Below are 19,366 nucleotides of genomic sequence, written 5' to 3' on the forward strand. Positions count from 1 at the left end.
GGTTTCCTTTCTCTCTCGCCTTCCCTTTTTTGTCTGCTCTGTTGGCTTTGGCTCTTCCTCTATTACTTCTTCCTCCTCTGCCTCATCTTCTAGATCATCTTCGGATTCTTCTTCTGCAGACACCTTCTCTACGGGTTTTGGCTGTTCCTGTTCTGGTGAAAAATCAATTTCCTCAAAATCATCCTCTATTTCTTTCTCTTCCTCGTAGGGAACCACTCCACTGAGTTGAGCAAGTTTTGGAAATCTCTGTATCATCTTTTCTCTGTGCTCTGGGCGATCTACCAAAATTAAAATCTTTCCCTCATCAATGACAAGTTGATACAGCAAATCTGCAATGTCCTTTCTCATTCCTGAAGCACCTTCAATAATCAGATCCTTGTCACCAACTTTTTCCTCGATTCCATCTTTACCCAATTTATTGAGTTTCTCTACACTAATTTTAGCCGCCCTCTTTGGGCTCTTGGTCTTTGTGTAAATTTCCTTCAGTTTTTCCTTTGCCTCTTCAAGGCCTACAGCGGCGTCCTTAGCTGTAATCAACACACATGGATAGATGGTCTCTTCTTCCTCATCTAAATCCTCTATTTCTGGAGTAAAATCTTCTTCTCCCTCATATACTTCTTGTGTCTCCACTTTTGTTGGATGCTCTTCTTTTGTCGGATCTTCAACATGGCGTGCAAGGATTTCCTTTAGGTCAGCAAGAACCTTTGTCTTGTCCTCCTCACTCTCCTTTACATCAACAGCTGCATTGGCAATATTATGAATTTCATGGCTAAGTTGCTCTTGCATTTCTTTTTCCTTCGCCTCAAAATCCTCCTCTTGGTGATCCATCTTTTGTGTCTCTTCGATTCTCTCTGGCTCTGATGGCTCTGATTCCTGTACACTCTCTAGATAAGAAGAAGAATCAAATCTTGACTGTGCTTCGACATGGCCTTGTATTAGAGGAGTATTTTCCCTGTCCTCTGCGTCAGGTTCTGTATCCTGATTGTCCTCATCCGAGTCTATATACTGCTCGGCATCATCATCAACTTCTTCCGCACGATAATCATCATTTGTAGAACTTGAAACTTCTTCCTCTGCTTCTTTAAGACGCTCCTCATAGTGCTCACGATTGTCAAGAAGTCCCTGCTGATAATCCGTCAGAGGCTTTCCCTCTCTTTTTGTCTTCAATTCAATGGCCTTGTCCACATACTTGCCAAGTCCAAACATCAACATAATATTGTCGCAAGCCTTTACACATTCTTCAGATCTTCCATCCTCATGATAGAGCTCTGCAAGCTCATAGAGCCATTTTTCATCAAGCTCTGCATCTGTGTACATTTCCAATGTATTGATCAACTGATCTCTTGGTGCACCCTTCTCCTTTAAAATCAAATAGCGCAGGATATAATTTCTTGAATCCTCTGGAGAAAGTTCATAAAATTCCTTATAAAAATTCTCGGCCTCAGCGACATTTCCCTCCTTAAGAGCCAATGTGGTCAGCTTATACAAAAGACGCTTTCCCTTCGCTGCCCGTTCATAGGCAAGCAATAAAATTTCCTTTGCCTCTGTGTATTCTTTATTCTTTTCATAGACTTCTGATACGATGGAGAGTAGGCTTGCATTATGTACTCTTCTCCAATCTACGCTGTCTGCAATGCGAAGTGCCGTTTCATAGTCCCCCGACTTTACTGATTTTTTCAGTATATCCACCTTTACATTAAATTCATACTTTTCCATCGAAGTTCTCTCCCGTTTCCCTTTCTTTACAACTGCGTTCGCCCCTCTAAGGCTCTGAGTAATGTCACTTCATCGATGTATTCTAAATCTCCACCAACGGGCACACCACTGGCAATTCTTGATACCTTAATCCCCGTAGGCTTGACAAGTTTTGCAATATACATCGCCGTTGTCTCTCCCTCTAAGCTAGAATTTGTTGCAATAATCACTTCCTTGACATCTTTTTCCAGACGCACCATCAATTCCTTGAGCTTAATATCTGCTGGTCCAATGCCTAGCATAGGTGAAATCGCTCCATGTAACACATGATAGACTCCTGTATAGCGTCCTGTCTTTTCATAGGCCACAAGATCTCTTGTGTTTTCTACAACCATAATCGTCTGGTGATCTCTTGCATGGCTCTTGCAAATTGGACAAGTCTCCTCATCAGTAAGTGTAAAACACTCCTTACAATAACGAACATTTTCTTTGGCCTGCACAATAGTTCTTGCCAAAACATCTACCTGCTCCTTTGGCATATTCAGAATATGAAATGCCAGACGTTGTGCCGATTTTGCACCGACTCCAGGCAATCTCGACAATTCTTCAATTAATTTTGTGATATAACTGCTGTAGTAGTCCATCGCCTAGAAAGGAAGTCCCCCTCCCAAACCACCAGCGAGTTTGCCCATAGAATTTTTATTCGCCTCCTCTAGCTGACGCATAGCCTCATTCATTGCTGCCATAATCAAATCCTCTAACATCTCCACATCATCTGGATCCACAGCATCTTTATCTAAGTTGACCTTAGTCACCTCTCTTTTTCCTGAGATGGTCACACTCACTACACCGCCTCCAGCAGTTGCGGTAAACTCCTTGGACTCAAATTCCTTCGCCTGCTCTTCCATTTGCTTTTGCATCTTTTGAGCCTGCTTCATCAAATTATTCATATTTCCTGGCATCATTCCTCCGCCAAATCCACCTCTTCTTGCCATTTGTATCCCTCCATTTTTCTTCTAGTCTTTTAGATATCTTCTATCTCTATTTTTGTATGTATAGCGTTCATTCCATCAACTATACTCTTGTATTCGGTTTCTTCTTGTTCCTTGCAACATCTTGCCTCAAAAGTAAAATGCTTTTGATACTCCTGTTCCACAATCTCACCAATCTCTGAAATTCTTTGCTCCGTAGCCCCCAACTTATACAAAGTTTCATCGCTAAAGATAAGTTCAATGATCCCATCTCCATGAGTTTGAATACTCACATTCTCTAAAAGTTTTGCTCCAGGAGCACTCATTCTTGCCACAAGATGGGGCCAATCATTTCTCAATTGAATAAAATCCTGATACTGTGCCTGTGGAAGTGTAATCACCTTCGGCTTTTCTTGCTCCTGTTCCTTTTTTTGTTCAGAAACAAAAGAAACCACCTGTCCACCTTCTTTTATACTTCTTTCTAACTTTTCAATGCGAGACAGCACAGATCCCACATCTTCTTCCATCTGTGGGGTCGAAAGTTTAATGATGGCAACCTCAAGCAAAACTCTCTTTTGGGGCGAATAGCGAATGCGTCCTGAAAGCTCACCAAAAATGCGAATATAGCGAACCAATTCATTTTCTGATACCCCTTTGGCATCCTCAATCATCAATTGCATATTCTCTCTTGAGACATCGACAATGCCTTCTAGATCTTCGGCTGTTTTGACAACCAATAGATTTCTCAAATACCACAAAAAATCAATTACAAACTGCCCAAGCTCTCGCCCCTGAATAACTAATTCTTCAATTACTTGCAATGACTGCGTAATTTGATCATTGACTACAAAACCAAAAAGTCTCGAATAGATTCCAATATCGGTTGCTCCCAAGGCATCCAAAACTTGGTCGTAACGAATCTCTCCCTCTGGATAAAATGCTCTGCACTCATCCAATAAACTCAAGGCATCTCTCATCGCCCCATCAGCCATCTTTGCAATATAGGCAAGGGCCTTCTTTTCTATGGTAATCCCCTCAGCCAAAGAAAGCTCTTCTAGGCGATGCGTAATCGTCTCCACACTGATGCGTTTAAAGTCATATCGTTGACATCTTGATAACACGGTCACAGGAATTTTATGCACCTCTGTCGTCGCCAATATAAATATAACATATTCTGGTGGCTCTTCAAGCGTCTTCAAAAGTGCATTAAAAGCTCCATTGGAGAGCATATGCACCTCATCAATAATAAATACTCGATATTTCCCCTGTGTCGGTGGATATTGTACTTGTTCCTTAATATCTCGAATATTATCCACACCATTATTTGATGCCGCATCAATTTCTACAACATTCATTGATGACTCACTGGCAATGGCCTTACAAGTCTCACATTCATTGCAGGGGTTTCCATTTACTGGACGTTCGCAATTTACGGCCTTCGCCATAATCTTTGCCACACTCGTTTTTCCCGTTCCCCTTGTGCCACAAAACAAATAGGCATGTCCCACTCTCTGAGATACTACTTGATTCTTTAATGTTCTACAAATGGCATCCTGCCCCTTCACTTCATCGAGTGTCTTTGGGCGCCATTTTCTATACAGTGCTGTATAAGACATCTGATTCCTCCACACACCTATTATAGTGCATATCCTCTATACACGCAAATAAATATCTCTATGCAAAAAAGCTGTCACACTCTCGTGCGACAGCCCCATCTTTCTTTTTGTACATCCTGCTTCGAGCACCGCTCACAAACGTTACCATGGCAGTAAGCTCAGCGACGGCGATCTCGCGGCACACGAAAGCTCCTGCTTAGTGCTGCTGCATTCCTGCCCTGACACAGTTCACAGGTTCCCGTTGCGCGGGGACCCTCGCGTCAACACCACTTGCCACGGGCAGCTTCACAAGCAAGCACCCTAGGCAGGACATCACCCCTGCTAAAGCGGATTGCAGGCTACAGGGCACCGCTATCTCCCCGGCTAGTACGAGTTTGAGTATAACTTTACTCTCTATTTTTGTCAACTATTTTCATCCATTAACGGGAAAGATAAAACTGCCTTAAATAAATCTCCATCAATGAGAATTTCAAATTCTCCTCCCTGTAACTTGGTCAATGAAGTGGCAATGGAAAGCCCCAATCCACTTCCTTCAGTTGTCCTTGAGACATCTCCTCGAACAAATCTCTCCGTCAACTCATCTGGTCGAATATTGAGTGGATTTGCTGAGATATTTTTCATTGTAAAGACTGCCATTTTCCCCTTGTGTGTCATTTCTACATAAACTCTTGAACCAAAAGCGGCATATTTATAGGCATTATTATATAAATTTTCCAAAACTCTCCACAATCTGCGCCCATCTGCCAAAATCATCATCTGATCTGTTGGAAGCTCTGAGACAATGCTTAACTTTCTCTCCTCATATTTTTCTTCAAACTCCCCATTACTTTGCTGGACGAGTTCAACAAAGTCAAGTGGGCCCATCTCCAAACTAATATTTCCACTAGAAGCCTTACTTGCCTCCACCAAATCCTCTGTCAAATTCTTTAGATGTTGAGACTTTACATCTAAGATATTCAAATATTCACAAATTTTAGGGTCACTCGGCTTTTCTCTCTTAATGAGTGCCACATAATTAATAATCGAAGTCAAAGGTGTCTTAATATCATGTGAGACATTGGTAATTAAGTCTGCCTTCATTCGCTCACTTTTTACTTGCTCCCCAATGGCAATTTCCAATCCATGACTAATGTGATTTAAATTTTCTGCTAACACAGCCTCTTTTCCATCAAAGGCCTCAATCTCCAAGTGATAATCGGTATTCCCATCTGAAATTCTCTTAATCGCCTTTGCAATAAATTCTCTCTGTAATGCATTTTTATAGAGCTTATGAAAATAAATGCAATCTAAAAATAAAAGGCAAATCATAAGCAAAAATCCCATAATTCTTGCTATCAAGGAAATGTCTTTGATAAAAAGATAGACAGCTATCGCCGTCCCAAAAATATTGACACAACAAAAAGCAATATAATTCTTGCTCAAACTGTGCATAAATGTCTGCGTCTCTGTATAGACTCCAAGTTCATCCTTGACATGCTTAATAAAGCTATTTTTCCACAAAACTCCTGCTCGCATAGCACGAATAATAGAAAAATAAGTATAGAATATACAGAGATATCCGCCCAAAAAATGAAGCATTTTTCGAACAAAATTGAGTCTCCCCCTCGGAATGAAAACTTGAATCATCTGTATAATCACTTTATCACTCAAAAAACTCAAAAATACAATGACCACCAGACAAATTAAAACATTCGTTTCCACACCAATGCGGTCAAAGCGATAGACTATACGTGAGGACGCTCCATAGTAGGGAATTCCACTAATTTTCGTCATTCCCCAAAGTGTTGTCAACATTCCAATGCCCGCAATTGCCACAATAACAATGCTGTAAAAATACCAATTTCTCTGCTGAGCATAACGCAAATTGGCTAAATAAAAATCGTCCTTTGCCGCATAGCTTGTATCCACAGCAATGGTAATATTATAGGTATCCATCTTTAGATTTGCTGCCTGATCGGCAAGATAGAGCATATCATCGGGAACTTTGACCAAATTTGTATCGATGACAATACTATCTGAATCTAAACTTGCATACCGCCCAATGCTTTTTATATCTTCCATGCTCATAGCCTTTGCATTGGTATAGACCATCTGTCCATCACCATAGTCGAGGCGATACTTGATATTGGTTGGTTCTCCTTTAAATATCTTATAGGCACGCAAATACCTTCCAATATGATCTAATGCCTCCCGAACCAAATCGTCCTTTGTCGCATAATCATCTCCTGGTCCTTTGACCTGCCTTTGGTCGCTATAGGCCTTCCAATTGACTAAATAGCTCTTATCATCCTTTTGTGTCTCTGTATTTCTAACCACATCATCTGAGGCCGCAGCTTTTAAATCTTCATCCAAATAAAAGCCACGCTTTTTGGCATAATTAAAGACATCGGCAATCGTATAGACATTATTTTCGCCCGGTCCAAGATTAATACTAAACACAGGTTTTTTTAAGTCAATCTTGTCGTCTGTCTCAAACATATCCTGATAATTCGTATAAGTAAAAACATCTCGTATAGCCGAATCAAAAGTAGCTACAAATGCTTTGGAATCCTCAAAATTTCCAGAATTCATCCAAAATATGCCCTTGGAAAAGTTGTCATTTGTATAAATCAAGCCAACACCAACAACTAAAATAAACAATGCTAAAAAGTGAAGCAATAAAAAGATAAGCTTTCTTTTACTATAGCTTTCTCTGCTATTTTCTTCTTCCATCAACTACTCCTACTTGTCCACCTTATATCCAACGCCCCATACTACCTTTAAGTACCTTGGATCTTTTGGATTGATTTCAATTTTTTCTCGAATATGACGGATATGTACAGCCACGGTATTATCAGCACCAATGGCCTTCTCATTCCAAATCTCCTCATAAATTTCATTGATCGAGAACACACGCCCTGCATTTTTCACTAACAGACGCAAAATATTGTACTCAATTGGTGTCAATTTAATGAGTTCACCTGCAAGTGTCACTTCTTTATTGATATCATCAATACGTAAATCTCTGCAACAGAAAACACGAGAATCATCCTGTACACTCATATTGCCAAGCTGTGTATATCTTCTCAAGTGACTCTTTACTCTGGCCACAAGCTCTAGAGGGTTAAATGGCTTTGACAAATAGTCATCCGCACCAATATTCAAACCTAAAATTTTATCTGCATCTTCTGACTTCGCAGAAAGGATAATAATCGGAATGGAGCTCGTCTCTCTCACCTTCAATGTTGTCCGAATACCATCCAGACCTGGCATCATCACATCAACAATCAACAAATCTATTTTTTCTTTCTCCATTAATTCCAACGCCTCATATCCATCATATACACAGTAGACATCAAAACCTTCACCAGAAAGATAAATCTTTATTGCTTCTACAATTTCTTTATCATCATCACAAACCAATATTTTTTGCATACTATCCTCTCCCATCTATATCAAATTTTGCTTACATTGTACTGTATATCTTTCTCCTAGACAATCATTTCTCCCTTTTTCCCTTTATTGTGGTAAAATAAATGCTGTTTATACTTACATTTTTTTGAGAGGAACTTTTATGTCAAAATTTATGAAAGCTGCCATTGTGCAGGCAAAAAAAGCTTATGCTCTCGGCGAAGTACCCATTGGTTGCGTCATTGTAAAGGACAATCAAATTATTGCCAGAGGATACAATCGGCGCAGTATTGACCACAACACCTTGGCCCATGCCGAAATGATTGCCATTAAAAAAGCTTGCAAAAAGCTCGGCGACTGGCGGCTCGAAGATTGTACCATGTACATCACGCTCGAGCCCTGCCCTATGTGTGCCGGTGCGATTGTGCAAGCTAGAATAAAAAATATTGTGATTGGTGCAATGAATGCCAAAGCTGGATGTGCTGGCTCGATCTTAGATCTTATGCACATCCAGCGTTTCAATCACCAAGTGGACACCCTTCTACTCGATGGAGAAATCCACGAAGAATGTGTCGAATTGCTCAAAAACTTTTTTAGAGAACTTCGACAAAAGAAATTAACATAAGCACATTTTTGCTGCGCCGTAGATGCCCGCATCATTTCCTAATGTGGCTAAAACAATGTCTCCCCTATTCTTAGAAATTGGCGTGTAAAAATCATACATTACCTTGATTTTATCAATCAAGTATTGCCCTGCTTTTGACACGCCTCCGCCGATAACAAAGACATCTGGGTCAACAGTCAGTGCAATATGTGAAATGGCAATACCAAGGTACTTTACCACTACATCCATCACCTGTTCAGCCAATGCATCCCCTGCCTTTGCTGCATCAAGAACTTCCTTTGCAGTCAATTTCTTACAATCGCGCAAGCTTGATTCCATATCGCTTTCTGCCAATTGACGCTTTGCCTCCTTGACAATTCCTGTCGCACTGGCCACCTGCTCAAGACATCCGTGTCCACCACAATTGCAACAGTCTTTTTCATCTGATCTCACATAGAGATGTCCAATTTCTCCAGCAAGTCCATGTCTTCCTGTGACAATCTCACCATTGATAATAATTCCTCCGCCAACACCTGTTCCCAAAGTCAGCATAACCACATCATTAAAGCCCTTTGCACCTCCTTGCCATGCTTCTCCAAGGGCTGCAATATTGGCATCGTTTCCAACCCAGACAGAAATTCCTTCCAAGCGATCGGACAACTCTCTCGCTGGATACATATCCTTCCATCCCAAATTGACACAGACCTCGACATATCCCTTTGGAAGAACTGGACCTGGCACACCCATTCCGATGCCCACACAATCATTTAATGTCAAATTATCCTTTTTGAGATTCTCTCGAATAGATTCCGCAATATCTTCAATGACATGCTCACAATTTTCCCTGCGACGAGTTTCAATCTCCCACTTGCGAATCAACTGACCATCCGTAGTAAAAAATCCCATCTTTACACTTGTTCCACCAACATCCACACCAACACAAATTTCCTTCATCTTCCTTCTCCTATCTTAAACTAATTTCTTTTATCATCGAGCTTCCTGCCACACGAAATCTCTCCAATGTGTGACTTGGCCTGATATCATGAATTTCAAAATCAAATGTACCATCAAACTTCTTTACGCCAATATAATTATAAATCTGGCAACGCATACCATCATATAAAAAAATATAATAATCATCGACATTTAATCCCTTATAGGACTGATCGAGTACTTTTTTGCACACCTTTTTTCCATTACCATTGTAAACAAGCAATACATTTTTTCCCTCATCTTCTACAATCAATGCCACACGGTTTTTTGACCAGGCCAATGTCTGAATTTTCCCCTTGAAATCAACCTTTCCCTTTACCTTCACTTTCGTATTTCTTTGCTGAAAAAATACCAAGGCTTGGTCCGATATGGCAAATGCCGAATTTCTACTCATATATTGTGCTCGTCCAATCAACGCATCCTTAAATTGTTCATTAAACGCACAAATCATCCGATTATCAAATTCCTTTCCTGCATCTGAAAAGTCATAAAAAGCCACATTTCCACTGAGTCCACTGTCCTTGATTTGTGCATAGCTCACCAGTAATTGACTTCCACTATCAGAGAGCGAAAGATCTGTGGGATAACCCTCTCCAGAAATTTGATTTTTAATGGTAATCTCGATGGGCGAGCCGTCCTGTTTATAAAATCGAATATAGGTCGATGTCGAATCTTCTTCCATTACAGCAACGACACCATTACTTGAAATGCTAAATCGTCCAATCGGATTGGTCGTCGCAATTGTGCCAATATTTTTCTTTTCGGTATTAAAAATTAAAATCTGATTTTTTTGCTTATCTCCAATCGCTGCATAATCCCCATTACTTACAGCCATCGGAATTTCCATCTGATAGGGCACATTCCAAACTTCTTTGCCCTCTCCATCAAGATAAATTGCTCCGTCCTTTGAGTACTTTAACAGTCCCTCACCCAATGGTTGATAGCCCGCAAAACTTCCCTCGCCCAAGTCTCTTGTCCAATCGACCTTATACTTGGTGTGCTGAATTAAGATTTTTCCCCCTAGAAAAATAATCATTGCAATCCCCAAAAAGATGGCCCCATAGAACATCCACGGACTTATTCTACCACCATTTGTCCTCTTTTGCCTCTTTTTTAAGTTTTTCTTGATTTTTTCTCTCTTTTTCAATTGCCCCGTTGTCTTCATTCTCTTTCCACTCTACTCAGCAGCATGATTTTTATATAAATCGATTGCTCCATGAATCGAATCCACTCCCTTTTCACGGACAATTTCTAACAATGCATCCACTTTTTCTATATTCAAAAACTCCTCGCCCAAATATTTTCCATATTCGTCTGCAATTTCATTTTTCAATACCTTTTGCTCGTGATCTATATTCACTAAGTCACCTTTGACCACTTGATAATCATGTGCCAACTTATCCTTTGTTTCCTGTGCACTTTGTAGAATTTCTTGCTGAATTCCCTGCTTGATATTTCCCTCAAACTCTTCAAGTGCCTTCTTTTGCCTCTCCTGAACATCTTCATGTAAATTCTCTAGGCGATCAATTTCTGCATCAAATTCTTCCAAATGATACCTCGAATCGTCGTTGTCATTTTTAATTCCCCTTCGAATCAATGCAATGCGTTTTTCATTATTTTTGATGTTCTTTCGCAATCGCTTGACCTCACGCAAAGCATGGAGATGCTTCACTTTCGTTTCGTTTAAAATTAGCATATACAGCCCGCCAAAAACCACCACAGCTCCGACATAAATAAGGGCCAAATACAAAGATCTTCTCTGAGGCAATGCAAAATAGATAGCAAATGGAACGACAACAAAGCAAATCAAAAAGGTAACCAACATTCGGATAAAATCTGCAAATCCCCCCATAAAATAGAGTGCATAGTAGAGTTTGGTATTGCAAAAACCTGGCACCCTATCCTTTTTTAAGATCGCTTTGATCTGTCTCTTAATATCTCCATTTTCAAGATATAAATCTGCTGTCTCTTCTTCTACCCGTCCTCGTACTCCTTTGGCTCGCTTTTTCTCTCTCCCGCTTCTTGCTTTTTTTAATTGCTCCCGAACTTGTGCTGTCTCTTGGTCATAGGTTTTTGCAACCTCTTCCCTTCTCTTTTTAATCGTTCCCGTAATTTCACTCTCTACTGCCTTTTTCTCGCTGTCTATTGCCTTTTCCAGGCGAATCTTTTCATCACTTAATTGCTCTTTTCTTTGCTCCAGTTCCAATTCATGAAGCATTTTTTCTTTTGCCGCACACAAAAAGGCCTCGACATCCATAGCTTCATCTCCCTTCCTAGATTCCTTCTTCACCGACCAAGGCTTTTGTCAATCTCACACAGTGTTCAATCGCCTGTGCCTCAAAAGTCGGATAATCCACTGTTGCAGAACCATCGGCCTTGTCAGAAATCGCACGCAAAATTAGACAAGGTATGTGATTGACATAGGCCACCTGAGCAATAGAAGCTCCCTCCATTTCAGTACAATATCCAGCAAAGTTTTCCACAATGCCATCCTTTACTCCCTGGTCAGAAATAAATTGGTCTCCACTAACTACTCTTCCCTCAAAAACCTGAATCTCTGGATTAACTTTTTTGCAAAGAGCAACTGCTCTCTCTCTCCACACCTTATCTGTTGGAAAAGCCAAAACATCCATTCTTGGAATTTGTCCAAGTGCATAACCAAAATTCGTTGCATCCACATCATGTTGCACAGCATCTGTAGAAACAACAATATCGCCAATATTGATTTCACTCTTTAGAGAGCCTGCAATTCCTGTATTGATTACTCCCTCAATGCCAAAGCAATCAACTAAAATCTGTGTACATATGGCTGCATTGACCTTGCCAATGCCAGAGTGCACAACGACAACCTCCCTTTTTCCCAATGTTCCACAAAAAAATTCCATTCCTGCTTTTTTTACAACTTTTACATTCTGTATCATTTCCCTGAGTTTTTTTACTTCCTCATCCATTGCACCGATAATTCCAATCATCTACCTACTCCTTTTTCTATCTAATCTGTGGTATATTATAGCAAAAAGTAGCTAATAATCACAGTGAAAAAATGAAAGGATACTTGGCATGAAAAAAATTGTACTCACTGGTGGGGGCACTGCAGGACATGTCACACCAAATATTGCACTTATGCCTAAGCTCAAGGAGCTTGGCTATGACATTCTCTATATTGGTTCCTATGAGGGAATGGAAAAAAAATTAATTGAAAAAGAAGATATTCCTTACCGTGGGATTTCCACTGGAAAGTTGAGAAGATACTTTGATATAAAAAATTTTACTGATCCATTTCGCATCATCAAGGGATATTTTGAGGCAAAAAAAATTCTAAAGACCTACCGACCAGATATTGTCTTTTCAAAAGGTGGATTTGTCAGTGTGCCTGTAGTCCGTGCTGCACATTCTCTCAAAATTCCTGTGATCATTCATGAATCTGATATGACTCCAGGACTTGCCAACAAGCTCTGCTTTTCGAGTGCCACAAAAGTTTGTTGCAATTTTCCTGAAACAAAAAAATATCTTCCTCCAACAAAAGCTGTAGTCACTGGCTCTCCAATCCGAGCCGAGCTATTTTGTGGTGACGCCGAATTGGCTAGACAGATGAATGGCTTTGACCACACTCTTCCTGTGTTGATGATTGTTGGTGGAAGTTTGGGCTCAGCTGCCATCAATGAGGCCATCCGACAAAACTTAAATGCCCTCCTTCGCTCATTTCATGTCCTTCACCTGTGTGGAAAAGGAAATCTTGACCAAAGCCTCCTTGGAAAAAAGGGATATATGCAATATGAGTATGTCAGTGAACATATGAAAGATTTTTTTGCCCTTGCAGATGTCATTGTCAGCCGTGCAGGAGCCAATGCCATTTGTGAAATCTTAGCCCTAAAAAAGCCAAATGTCCTCATTCCACTCGCCACTGGTCGAGGCGATCAGCTACTCAATGCTGTCTCCTATCAAAAGCAGGGCTTTTCCCTTGTTCTCGAGGAAAAAGATTTGCACAAAACCTCACTTTTAAGTTCCATACTCGAAGTCTATGAGCACCGCACAGAGTATATTGAAAGGATGAATTCTTCCAATCAATCCAATGGAACCGATGCTGTCATTTCTCTCATTGAGGAAATCACTCACTAAAGAGAATTACAAAAAGAGGACTGCGGTAGACTACCGAGTCCTCTCAAATCCATATCCATTTCGCTATTGCGACCAACTCTCATATCTCTCATACTTTGGACGAAAGAGAATCATTGTCAATAAGAATCCTATTGCTGCACCTGATACATGAGCCACATTGTCAACACCTGTAGCTGAAAAACCAAACCACAGCATAGCCACAATCATAAGGGCCAGTTGTCTTGTCGTCAATTCTTCCAATCTTCCCCGATTTTTAATTGATGCTGCCAAGACACCTCCAGCAAGACCAAACACTGCTCCGCTGGCTCCCGCACTCACCACGGCCTGTGCATCCTTCATGTGGACAAGCATAGAAATCACATTGGCACCAATTCCTGCCACAAAGTACACAAATCCATACTTCCATTTTCCAATGGTCTTTTCTAAATGACTGCCAAGTAGATATAAAATAAGCATATTGTTGGCAATATGTTCAATGCCAAAATGCATAAACATAGATGTCACCAACCGCCAATACTCTCCCTTTTCCAAAATATAGGGCGTGTAAGCTGCTCCATAACGTAACATAAAGTCTGTGCTCTGTGAATTTCCAATTGCCTCAAGAAACAAAAAATAGAAAATATTGACTGCAAGAAGAATATAGGTTATGACCGGCTTTTCTTTTTTGAGCATCACCTATAGCTCCCCTCGAATCTTGTTCGCAATCTGTGCTAATTCTTCCTTATTTGATTCCTTAGATTCCCAATCTAGCACCTTCTCCTTTCGATATCTCGGAATAATATGGGTGTGACAATGAAAAATCGTCTGTCCTGCACTCTCGCCAGTATTCAATACAATATTAAATCCTGTTGCCTGCAATCCCCTCTCTGCGGCCTCTCCCATCTTTACACCCAGAGCCAAAATTTTTTGTGCAAGCTTTGGATCTAACTTTGAAATGTCAGCATAGTGCTCCTTTGGCAAAATTAGCATATGTCCCTGCTCCACTGGTCCTAAATCCAAAATAACACGAAAGTCACTATCTTCATACACTGTCTCTGATGGAATCTCACCTGCTGCAATTTTGCAAAAAATACAATCCTTATCTACCATATCTTCCTCCCATTTGCTAAATATATGCTAAAAGTATAGCACCTAGCAAATAGTTTGAATAGCACCAATTACAGAGTAAAAAGAAACTTTTTTCCTGCAATTTCCACCTCATCCCCTCTTTCTAATACAACTTTTTGCTCTGGCTCCATCCTTTTTCCTTTCACATAAGTTCCATTGAGAGAATGTAAATCCACAATATAGTAGTGTCCATCTTCTTCTCGGTCAACTTTGGCATGTAATCGAGAAACACCGTCAACATCTAAGATATAGTCACAGACTCGATCCTGTTTTCCAATAGTAAATGGCGTATAAGATACAAAAATATCCTCTTCACTTCCATCCATCCTCTTTAAAATTGCTCCTTCTCTTGGCAAGTCAGACAAAAGTGTAGTGTGCTCATAGCCTTCCTCTTCTTTTCTCTCCCCTGCTTTTTCAAAGACTTCCTCCCACTCTTTGGATTCTTGAATCTGTTCCTTTGGCACTGTCTTTTGTTTTTTCTTAAACAAATCAGACATCTTAAATTTCTTTGCACTCGGCTTGTCCTGCTCCTTCTCCTGCTCCTTTGGCAAATCTTCCTTTGGCTTTACCATTTCTTTTGGCATTTCCCTCTGATTCTTTGGCATTTCCTTTTTTTGTCTCTGCAATAGTTCAAGTAGATCACCCATGACATAGCCTTCCTTTAAACTTTCCTGATATAAGCTATAGCCTAACACCACAGCTTCCTTGTCATTATGATCAATTCGCCCAAGAATTTGAGACAAAAGCTTAGAAATCTCTCGATCGATCTCCCCCTGATAGTCTGGCATATAACAAAATTCTAATTCCAGCCCGTCCTTTCCTGTATAGATATGCTCTACATCTACAATCAAATCCTTCTCATCGAGCAAATATTTTTGCAATACATAGAATGCATCATCTAAGTCCATTAAAATTTTTTTGACATCTTCTTGCACCAAAGCCCGATTCTCCATATATTGGATCAATGAAATCCGATCTGTGATATCAAAACAAAGACTTCTTTGTTCCACCTTTACTACAGGCAAAATTTTGGGAATGCGATTTTCCTCCAACATTCGACATTCAAAGTACTTTTTACTATTCCAATCGCTTTTTGGTTGTATGCACACCTGTTTCATTTGCATTTTTCTCTCGCAACTGATTTTTAGCTCCATCCGCAATCACCTCCACAAATGTCAATGCACGCATAAAATTTTCTGGATTATACTTTTTTTGTTCAATATAAACTTGATGTTCTCGCCCATTTCCATTGACTTTCACCTTAAATAGGCCATTGTCAATTCCTAGAGATGTTTCTGACAACTGGTCCACCATCCCAAAGTACTGACTTGCTCTTGCCTGAATACTTTCTCGATTGACACCCTTTTTCTCATAAATTTCTTCCAAATGTGACCCTTCCTCTGCTGCCTGATGTACCACATATTCTGCAATAATCTGGCTTCTCTCTCTGTGTGCAAATAAAATTGCTGAGGCAAGACCAAATAAAATTACGGCCATCACATAAGAAGATTCAATCGTAAAGCTTGCCTTTAATCTCATATTCCACCTCTATCTCTGTGTCAATAAATAAATTCCTGCTGGAAGAACAAAGGGCAACATTGCAATGCTTTGCTTTCGCACATTTTTCCCAAGAAACATCGCCCTTACAATCAATAGTAATGATACAAAACCCATGAATAGCATCGTGCAAAAGAAAATTTCTAATTGAAGTCGAATGCCCATAGCAATACCTAAAATCATAAAAAAGTGGGCATCACCAAGTCCAATCGACTGTGCACTCAAAAAAGAAATGACAAAGATCAATCCAGCAAATCCCATTCCAAGCAAAATTTCATCATAGTCAATAGCTTCCTTTTTTGTCAGCAAATAAATATATCCTGCGCCCTCAAGTCCATAGCCTACCAAAAATATACGCAGATCAATGCTCTTTTTTTGCAAGTCCTGAATACTGCAAATCAACATAAAAAGTAGAATGATTCCCCTTGCCACTTCAAAATCTACAATTTTCAATGTACACCTCCACAATAGGAACACACACCCAAGTATTCTACCTCTGATTTTTTTACCTTTCGAACATACGCTGTAATAGCTGAACAACTTAAACTAGAATGATAAGTTGTTCCTGACGGCATAATATAGACTGTACTACTTCCCAATGCCGCCCCACAGCGTGCACAGGCATGATATTTTCCTCCACTCTTATTTCTTAAATTGCCCACTTCAAATATACTCACTGCCCTAGCATCATTCGCTAGATAGTGACAATTTGGACTTAGATGATAGCGTGTACTTGTCCGTCCCACATAGACCATCTCTTCATTTTCTTCTTTCTTTGCTCCTTCGATTGGAAGCTCCATTCCATCTTTTCCAACCCAAGCTCTCCTTGAGCTCACAACAAATTGGTTGACACTCGTTTTTCCAAATACGGAAAAAGGCAGATGATATTGATAATCTAAGCGAATCACAATCATATTATTTTCTCTCATACAGGAAGTTTTTAGTCCATGAATTCCCTCAATATGACGATCCTGTGCAGCATCCCTTGCCCGCATGGCACTAAATTCTCCCAAAGCTGCCCCCTCAAGATAAGGAAGATACTCTCCCATCTTTTTTAGCACTTCCATTTCCTGTGAATCCAAGTTAAAAATTCCATCCAATGAACTGCTTGCCAATGGCAACAGGGTATACTTTGCATAGGCATACTGACAACAATCCTTACAAACTGATTCAACCACAGCCTGCATCCTTCTCTGTGCACGCATAATACGCAGAGGGATCAACAAAATAATCATCAAAAAGAGAAACATTGGAAAAACAAAGGCAGCTTCCACGGTCACAGAAGCCTTCTGATACGCTCTCTTACCGCAGCCTTTTTGATCACTTGCCTGGAGAGCTGATGTCACATAGGATTGCTGATGAAATAATTTTTTAAAATAAGAGAGCATATCAGACTCCTCCTTTCCATCAATAGGCTTTCACCCCATCAACATGTAGACCATACTCTGGAGAAAGTCCAGAAAAGCTTCCTCTGGCAATCCCCAAATTTGAAAATACTCTCTTTGACTTAGCACGCACTGTGACCTTTGTTCCATAGAGCATATTTTTCATAGCAAAGCTACTATCTGTTGCCGCAATGTGACTTTGTATCAAATCCATCATTCGATAGTCCTTCTTCTCTCCATCTTGAACAAATAAAATGAGCTTAATATAGCCTTCATAGTTAAGTCCCAAAATATTTTCTTTTTTCTCTGCCTTTACTCCTTCTTTCTCCATACTAAAAAGAGCATTCAATTCCACCTTCCACTCAGAAGCATTCTTATATAGACTCACCTCTTCGCCCTTAAGCAAATCCTGTAAATCTGTAATAGATTCTGCAAGAGCCCAAACTCCAATAATTAATGCACTGATCACACCAACTAGAGCAGGTATACAAAACATTCCTGCGATGGCCATTGCCAACTCATGCACTTGACTCATTTTTTGTTGATCCATCAAAATATGCACATAATTTAGCCCCTCTCGAATGGCCAAGATCTTAATTAAAGTCAATTCCAGATTTTTTGCATCACTATTTCTTCCATTGACAATATATTCCAGTTCATATGAACAATCATCATCGATATGATCCGTAAAGTCAGGGAAAAAATCTGTGGCATACTCATCAATTAATAAGGTGTCAATAAAACTAGGCTCTGGCTGAGTGCGAGCTGTCCTAGCCACATTGCTTGGCCAACTTTGCGTACTCCAGCTGGCTTGACTGACTGTGCGATCGATTGGGATTACTAAGCTCAAGACATCTCCTCTGAGTAAATTTAATAACCTTTCCAATTGATCTGCTCGATCTTCCTGCTCCACACCAAGTTTACTTCCAAGTTCAGGAATATTTAAATTTGCAATTCCCTCTGCAAGTTCTTCATAGTCCTCTGAATAATCGTGTTCTTCCTCTTCATCCTCCTCTTCTTCTTGAGCCTCAATCCAACTTGCCTTCTCAATCAATTCTTTCACACTTTCTTCCAGTGCCAAATCTTCATCGATGGCTGTTTGTACCAGTACCTGTCTTTGTCTGCTCTCTTCATCATAACTGTCATAGGAACTCAGTTCTCCTTCTAATCTTCCCTGATTTTCTCCCGAAAGTTGCCCCCAATCCTCACTGTGTTCTCCTTTGATTGTTTGCATCTTTTGGTTAAATTTTTCCTGTTCCTTTGCATACTTTTTTGAGAGCGACTTCATTCGATGCACTTGTTCTAGAATTTCTTCCATTTTCGCTCTAGCTGTGCTTGAACTCTGGCTCTGTGCTGCAAAAAATGCCTCTTCTTTGGCACTTTTTTGCCCTTTTAAACTTTCATTGATCCGCTTTAGTCCCTTTTCCACACGCACAGCCTGCTTTGATTGCTCGCCATAATCTTGTGTGATACTCTTCATCGATTGTGCCTCTTTTACTTTTTCCCAAAGTTTTTGTGGATCATTGGCAACAAGCACATCTCCTGCAATCTTATATTTCATAAAAGATGTAATCTCTTTTTCTAACCATGCCCCTCCATCATCGGTAACACACTTTCTGTCCTCTACCACAATTTCAGGATCTTTCAATGCATAGATTCCCGAATTTTTCATATAGGGATCGAGATAGAGTTTACATCTGTCCATCAACATTTCGTCACTTCCATAATCCCTTAGCAACAATCGGTACTTGTCCCAAAGAGCATTGTTGTACTCACTAAATACAGAATCCAGGCAGGAGTCTGCCGCCGTTTGCAAATAAAATCGCACACCGGCGGTCCTTGCTGACTCCACCAGGCCGCATAAAAGAGCACTGACACAGACCAATATCAAACTAAGAAATATTGTGACTGCACCATCTCTTTTCATGC

19 protein-coding genes and 1 other RNA gene (1 of these 20 cut by a window edge) are annotated in these 19,366 nt (G+C 40.2%); 2 read left to right on the top strand and 18 right to left on the bottom strand.

Annotated features, from left to right (window positions below):
* The 7 genes from J5A74_03265 to J5A74_03295 all read right to left on the bottom strand — a co-directional run.
* Positions 1-1,716, bottom strand: the 5' portion of a protein-coding gene (locus tag J5A74_03265) for a hypothetical protein (protein QUI96352.1). It extends 324 nt beyond the left edge of the window; the window shows 1,716 of its 2,040 coding nt (coding positions 1-1,716); its start codon is at positions 1,714-1,716; its stop codon lies off the left edge, out of view.
* Positions 1,717-1,742: 26 nt separating this feature from the next.
* Positions 1,743-2,339, bottom strand: coding sequence for a recombination mediator RecR (gene recR, locus J5A74_03270; protein ID QUI96353.1), 597 nt, complete (start codon positions 2,337-2,339; stop codon positions 1,743-1,745).
* Between the two features lie 3 nt (positions 2,340-2,342).
* The gene (locus J5A74_03275; GenBank protein QUI96354.1) at positions 2,343-2,690 is read right to left on the bottom strand and encodes a YbaB/EbfC family nucleoid-associated protein; all 348 of its coding nucleotides are present in this window, start codon (positions 2,688-2,690) and stop codon (positions 2,343-2,345) included.
* 29 nt (positions 2,691-2,719) lie between these two features.
* On the bottom strand, positions 2,720-4,282 hold the full coding sequence (gene dnaX, locus J5A74_03280) for a DNA polymerase III subunit gamma/tau (GenBank protein ID QUI96355.1): 1,563 nt from the start codon (positions 4,280-4,282) through the stop codon (positions 2,720-2,722).
* A gap of 107 nt (positions 4,283-4,389) precedes the next feature.
* Positions 4,390-4,654, bottom strand: an RNA gene (gene ffs, locus J5A74_03285) — signal recognition particle sRNA large type.
* Between the two features lie 30 nt (positions 4,655-4,684).
* Positions 4,685-6,994, bottom strand: coding sequence for a sensor histidine kinase (locus J5A74_03290; protein ID QUI96356.1), 2,310 nt, complete (start codon positions 6,992-6,994; stop codon positions 4,685-4,687).
* Between the two features lie 9 nt (positions 6,995-7,003).
* Positions 7,004-7,696 (bottom strand): response regulator transcription factor, encoded by a 693-nt coding sequence (locus J5A74_03295; GenBank protein ID QUI96357.1) that lies wholly within the window; start codon positions 7,694-7,696, stop codon positions 7,004-7,006.
* A gap of 139 nt (positions 7,697-7,835) precedes the next feature.
* On the opposite strand from J5A74_03295, the gene tadA reads away from it, so the two are divergent.
* Entirely contained in the window at positions 7,836-8,297 is a 462-nt protein-coding gene (gene tadA, locus J5A74_03300) for a tRNA adenosine(34) deaminase TadA (protein ID QUI96358.1), read from the top strand.
* On the opposite strand, the gene J5A74_03305 is transcribed toward tadA, so the two are convergent.
* From J5A74_03305 to J5A74_03320, 4 genes are read right to left on the bottom strand one after another with little or no spacing between them, the layout of a single operon-like run.
* Positions 8,289-9,230 carry an ROK family glucokinase gene (locus tag J5A74_03305; protein QUI96359.1) on the bottom strand — a complete coding sequence of 314 codons (942 nt, stop codon included), beginning with the start codon at positions 9,228-9,230 and terminating at the stop codon, positions 8,289-8,291. The genes tadA and J5A74_03305 overlap by 9 nt on opposite strands.
* A gap of 10 nt (positions 9,231-9,240) precedes the next feature.
* Positions 9,241-10,434, bottom strand: a complete 1,194-nt coding sequence (locus tag J5A74_03310; GenBank protein ID QUI96360.1) for a hypothetical protein — start codon at positions 10,432-10,434, stop codon at positions 9,241-9,243.
* Positions 10,435-10,446: 12 nt separating this feature from the next.
* Positions 10,447-11,559, bottom strand: a complete 1,113-nt coding sequence (locus J5A74_03315; protein ID QUI96361.1) for a hypothetical protein — start codon at positions 11,557-11,559, stop codon at positions 10,447-10,449.
* The gene (locus tag J5A74_03320) at positions 11,543-12,241 is read right to left on the bottom strand and encodes a 5'-methylthioadenosine/adenosylhomocysteine nucleosidase (protein QUI96362.1); all 699 of its coding nucleotides are present in this window, start codon (positions 12,239-12,241) and stop codon (positions 11,543-11,545) included. Before J5A74_03320 ends, J5A74_03315 begins: the two co-directional genes overlap by 17 nt.
* A gap of 88 nt (positions 12,242-12,329) precedes the next feature.
* On the opposite strand from J5A74_03320, the gene J5A74_03325 reads away from it, so the two are divergent.
* Positions 12,330-13,388 carry an undecaprenyldiphospho-muramoylpentapeptide beta-N-acetylglucosaminyltransferase gene (locus J5A74_03325; protein QUI96363.1) on the top strand — a complete coding sequence of 353 codons (1,059 nt, stop codon included), beginning with the start codon at positions 12,330-12,332 and terminating at the stop codon, positions 13,386-13,388.
* 63 nt (positions 13,389-13,451) lie between these two features.
* On the opposite strand, the gene J5A74_03330 is transcribed toward J5A74_03325, so the two are convergent.
* From J5A74_03330 to J5A74_03360, 7 genes are all read right to left on the bottom strand, one after another.
* Positions 13,452-14,060 carry a rhomboid family intramembrane serine protease gene (locus J5A74_03330; protein ID QUI96364.1) on the bottom strand — a complete coding sequence of 203 codons (609 nt, stop codon included), beginning with the start codon at positions 14,058-14,060 and terminating at the stop codon, positions 13,452-13,454.
* A 3-nt stretch (positions 14,061-14,063) separates the two neighbouring features.
* Positions 14,064-14,477, bottom strand: a complete 414-nt coding sequence (locus J5A74_03335) for an HIT family protein (GenBank protein ID QUI96365.1) — start codon at positions 14,475-14,477, stop codon at positions 14,064-14,066.
* A gap of 68 nt (positions 14,478-14,545) precedes the next feature.
* The gene (locus J5A74_03340) at positions 14,546-15,649 is read right to left on the bottom strand and encodes an FHA domain-containing protein (GenBank protein QUI96366.1); all 1,104 of its coding nucleotides are present in this window, start codon (positions 15,647-15,649) and stop codon (positions 14,546-14,548) included.
* Positions 15,573-16,034 carry a hypothetical protein gene (locus J5A74_03345; protein QUI96367.1) on the bottom strand — a complete coding sequence of 154 codons (462 nt, stop codon included), beginning with the start codon at positions 16,032-16,034 and terminating at the stop codon, positions 15,573-15,575. The genes J5A74_03340 and J5A74_03345 overlap by 77 nt, the downstream gene beginning before the upstream one ends.
* A gap of 9 nt (positions 16,035-16,043) precedes the next feature.
* A complete protein-coding gene (locus J5A74_03350; protein ID QUI96368.1) occupies positions 16,044-16,505 on the bottom strand; it encodes a prepilin peptidase in 462 nt (153 codons plus the stop codon).
* Positions 16,502-17,440 carry a pilus assembly protein gene (locus J5A74_03355; protein ID QUI96369.1) on the bottom strand — a complete coding sequence of 313 codons (939 nt, stop codon included), beginning with the start codon at positions 17,438-17,440 and terminating at the stop codon, positions 16,502-16,504. The genes J5A74_03350 and J5A74_03355 overlap by 4 nt, the downstream gene beginning before the upstream one ends.
* Before the next feature lie 19 nt (positions 17,441-17,459).
* A complete protein-coding gene (locus J5A74_03360) occupies positions 17,460-19,364 on the bottom strand; it encodes a hypothetical protein (GenBank protein QUI96370.1) in 1,905 nt (634 codons plus the stop codon).
* Between the last annotated feature and the right edge of the window lie 2 nt (positions 19,365-19,366).

Source organism: Lachnospiraceae bacterium oral taxon 096 (assembly GCA_018141845.1).
In the GTDB taxonomy this organism is placed as follows: Bacteria; Bacillota; Clostridia; order Lachnospirales; family Lachnospiraceae; genus F0428.

Coding starts and splice junctions, on each gene's coding strand:
- dnaX (QUI96355.1), bottom strand. CDS start 4,282: ATGTCTTATACAGCACTGTATAGAAAATGGCGCCCAAAGACACTCGAT.
- J5A74_03290 (QUI96356.1), bottom strand. CDS start 6,994: ATGGAAGAAGAAAATAGCAGAGAAAGCTATAGTAAAAGAAAGCTTATC.
- J5A74_03275 (QUI96354.1), bottom strand. CDS start 2,690: ATGGCAAGAAGAGGTGGATTTGGCGGAGGAATGATGCCAGGAAATATG.
- J5A74_03345 (QUI96367.1), bottom strand. CDS start 16,034: ATGAGATTAAAGGCAAGCTTTACGATTGAATCTTCTTATGTGATGGCC.
- J5A74_03305 (QUI96359.1), bottom strand. CDS start 9,230: ATGAAGGAAATTTGTGTTGGTGTGGATGTTGGTGGAACAAGTGTAAAG.
- J5A74_03335 (QUI96365.1), bottom strand. CDS start 14,477: ATGGTAGATAAGGATTGTATTTTTTGCAAAATTGCAGCAGGTGAGATT.
- J5A74_03360 (QUI96370.1), bottom strand. CDS start 19,364: ATGAAAAGAGATGGTGCAGTCACAATATTTCTTAGTTTGATATTGGTC.
- J5A74_03340 (QUI96366.1), bottom strand. CDS start 15,649: ATGGAGCTAAAAATCAGTTGCGAGAGAAAAATGCAAATGAAACAGGTG.
- J5A74_03355 (QUI96369.1), bottom strand. CDS start 17,440: ATGCTCTCTTATTTTAAAAAATTATTTCATCAGCAATCCTATGTGACA.
- J5A74_03330 (QUI96364.1), bottom strand. CDS start 14,060: ATGCTCAAAAAAGAAAAGCCGGTCATAACCTATATTCTTCTTGCAGTC.
- recR (QUI96353.1), bottom strand. CDS start 2,339: ATGGACTACTACAGCAGTTATATCACAAAATTAATTGAAGAATTGTCG.
- J5A74_03295 (QUI96357.1), bottom strand. CDS start 7,696: ATGCAAAAAATATTGGTTTGTGATGATGATAAAGAAATTGTAGAAGCA.
- J5A74_03325 (QUI96363.1), top strand. CDS start 12,330: ATGAAAAAAATTGTACTCACTGGTGGGGGCACTGCAGGACATGTCACA.
- J5A74_03310 (QUI96360.1), bottom strand. CDS start 10,434: ATGAAGACAACGGGGCAATTGAAAAAGAGAGAAAAAATCAAGAAAAAC.
- J5A74_03320 (QUI96362.1), bottom strand. CDS start 12,241: ATGATTGGAATTATCGGTGCAATGGATGAGGAAGTAAAAAAACTCAGG.
- tadA (QUI96358.1), top strand. CDS start 7,836: ATGTCAAAATTTATGAAAGCTGCCATTGTGCAGGCAAAAAAAGCTTAT.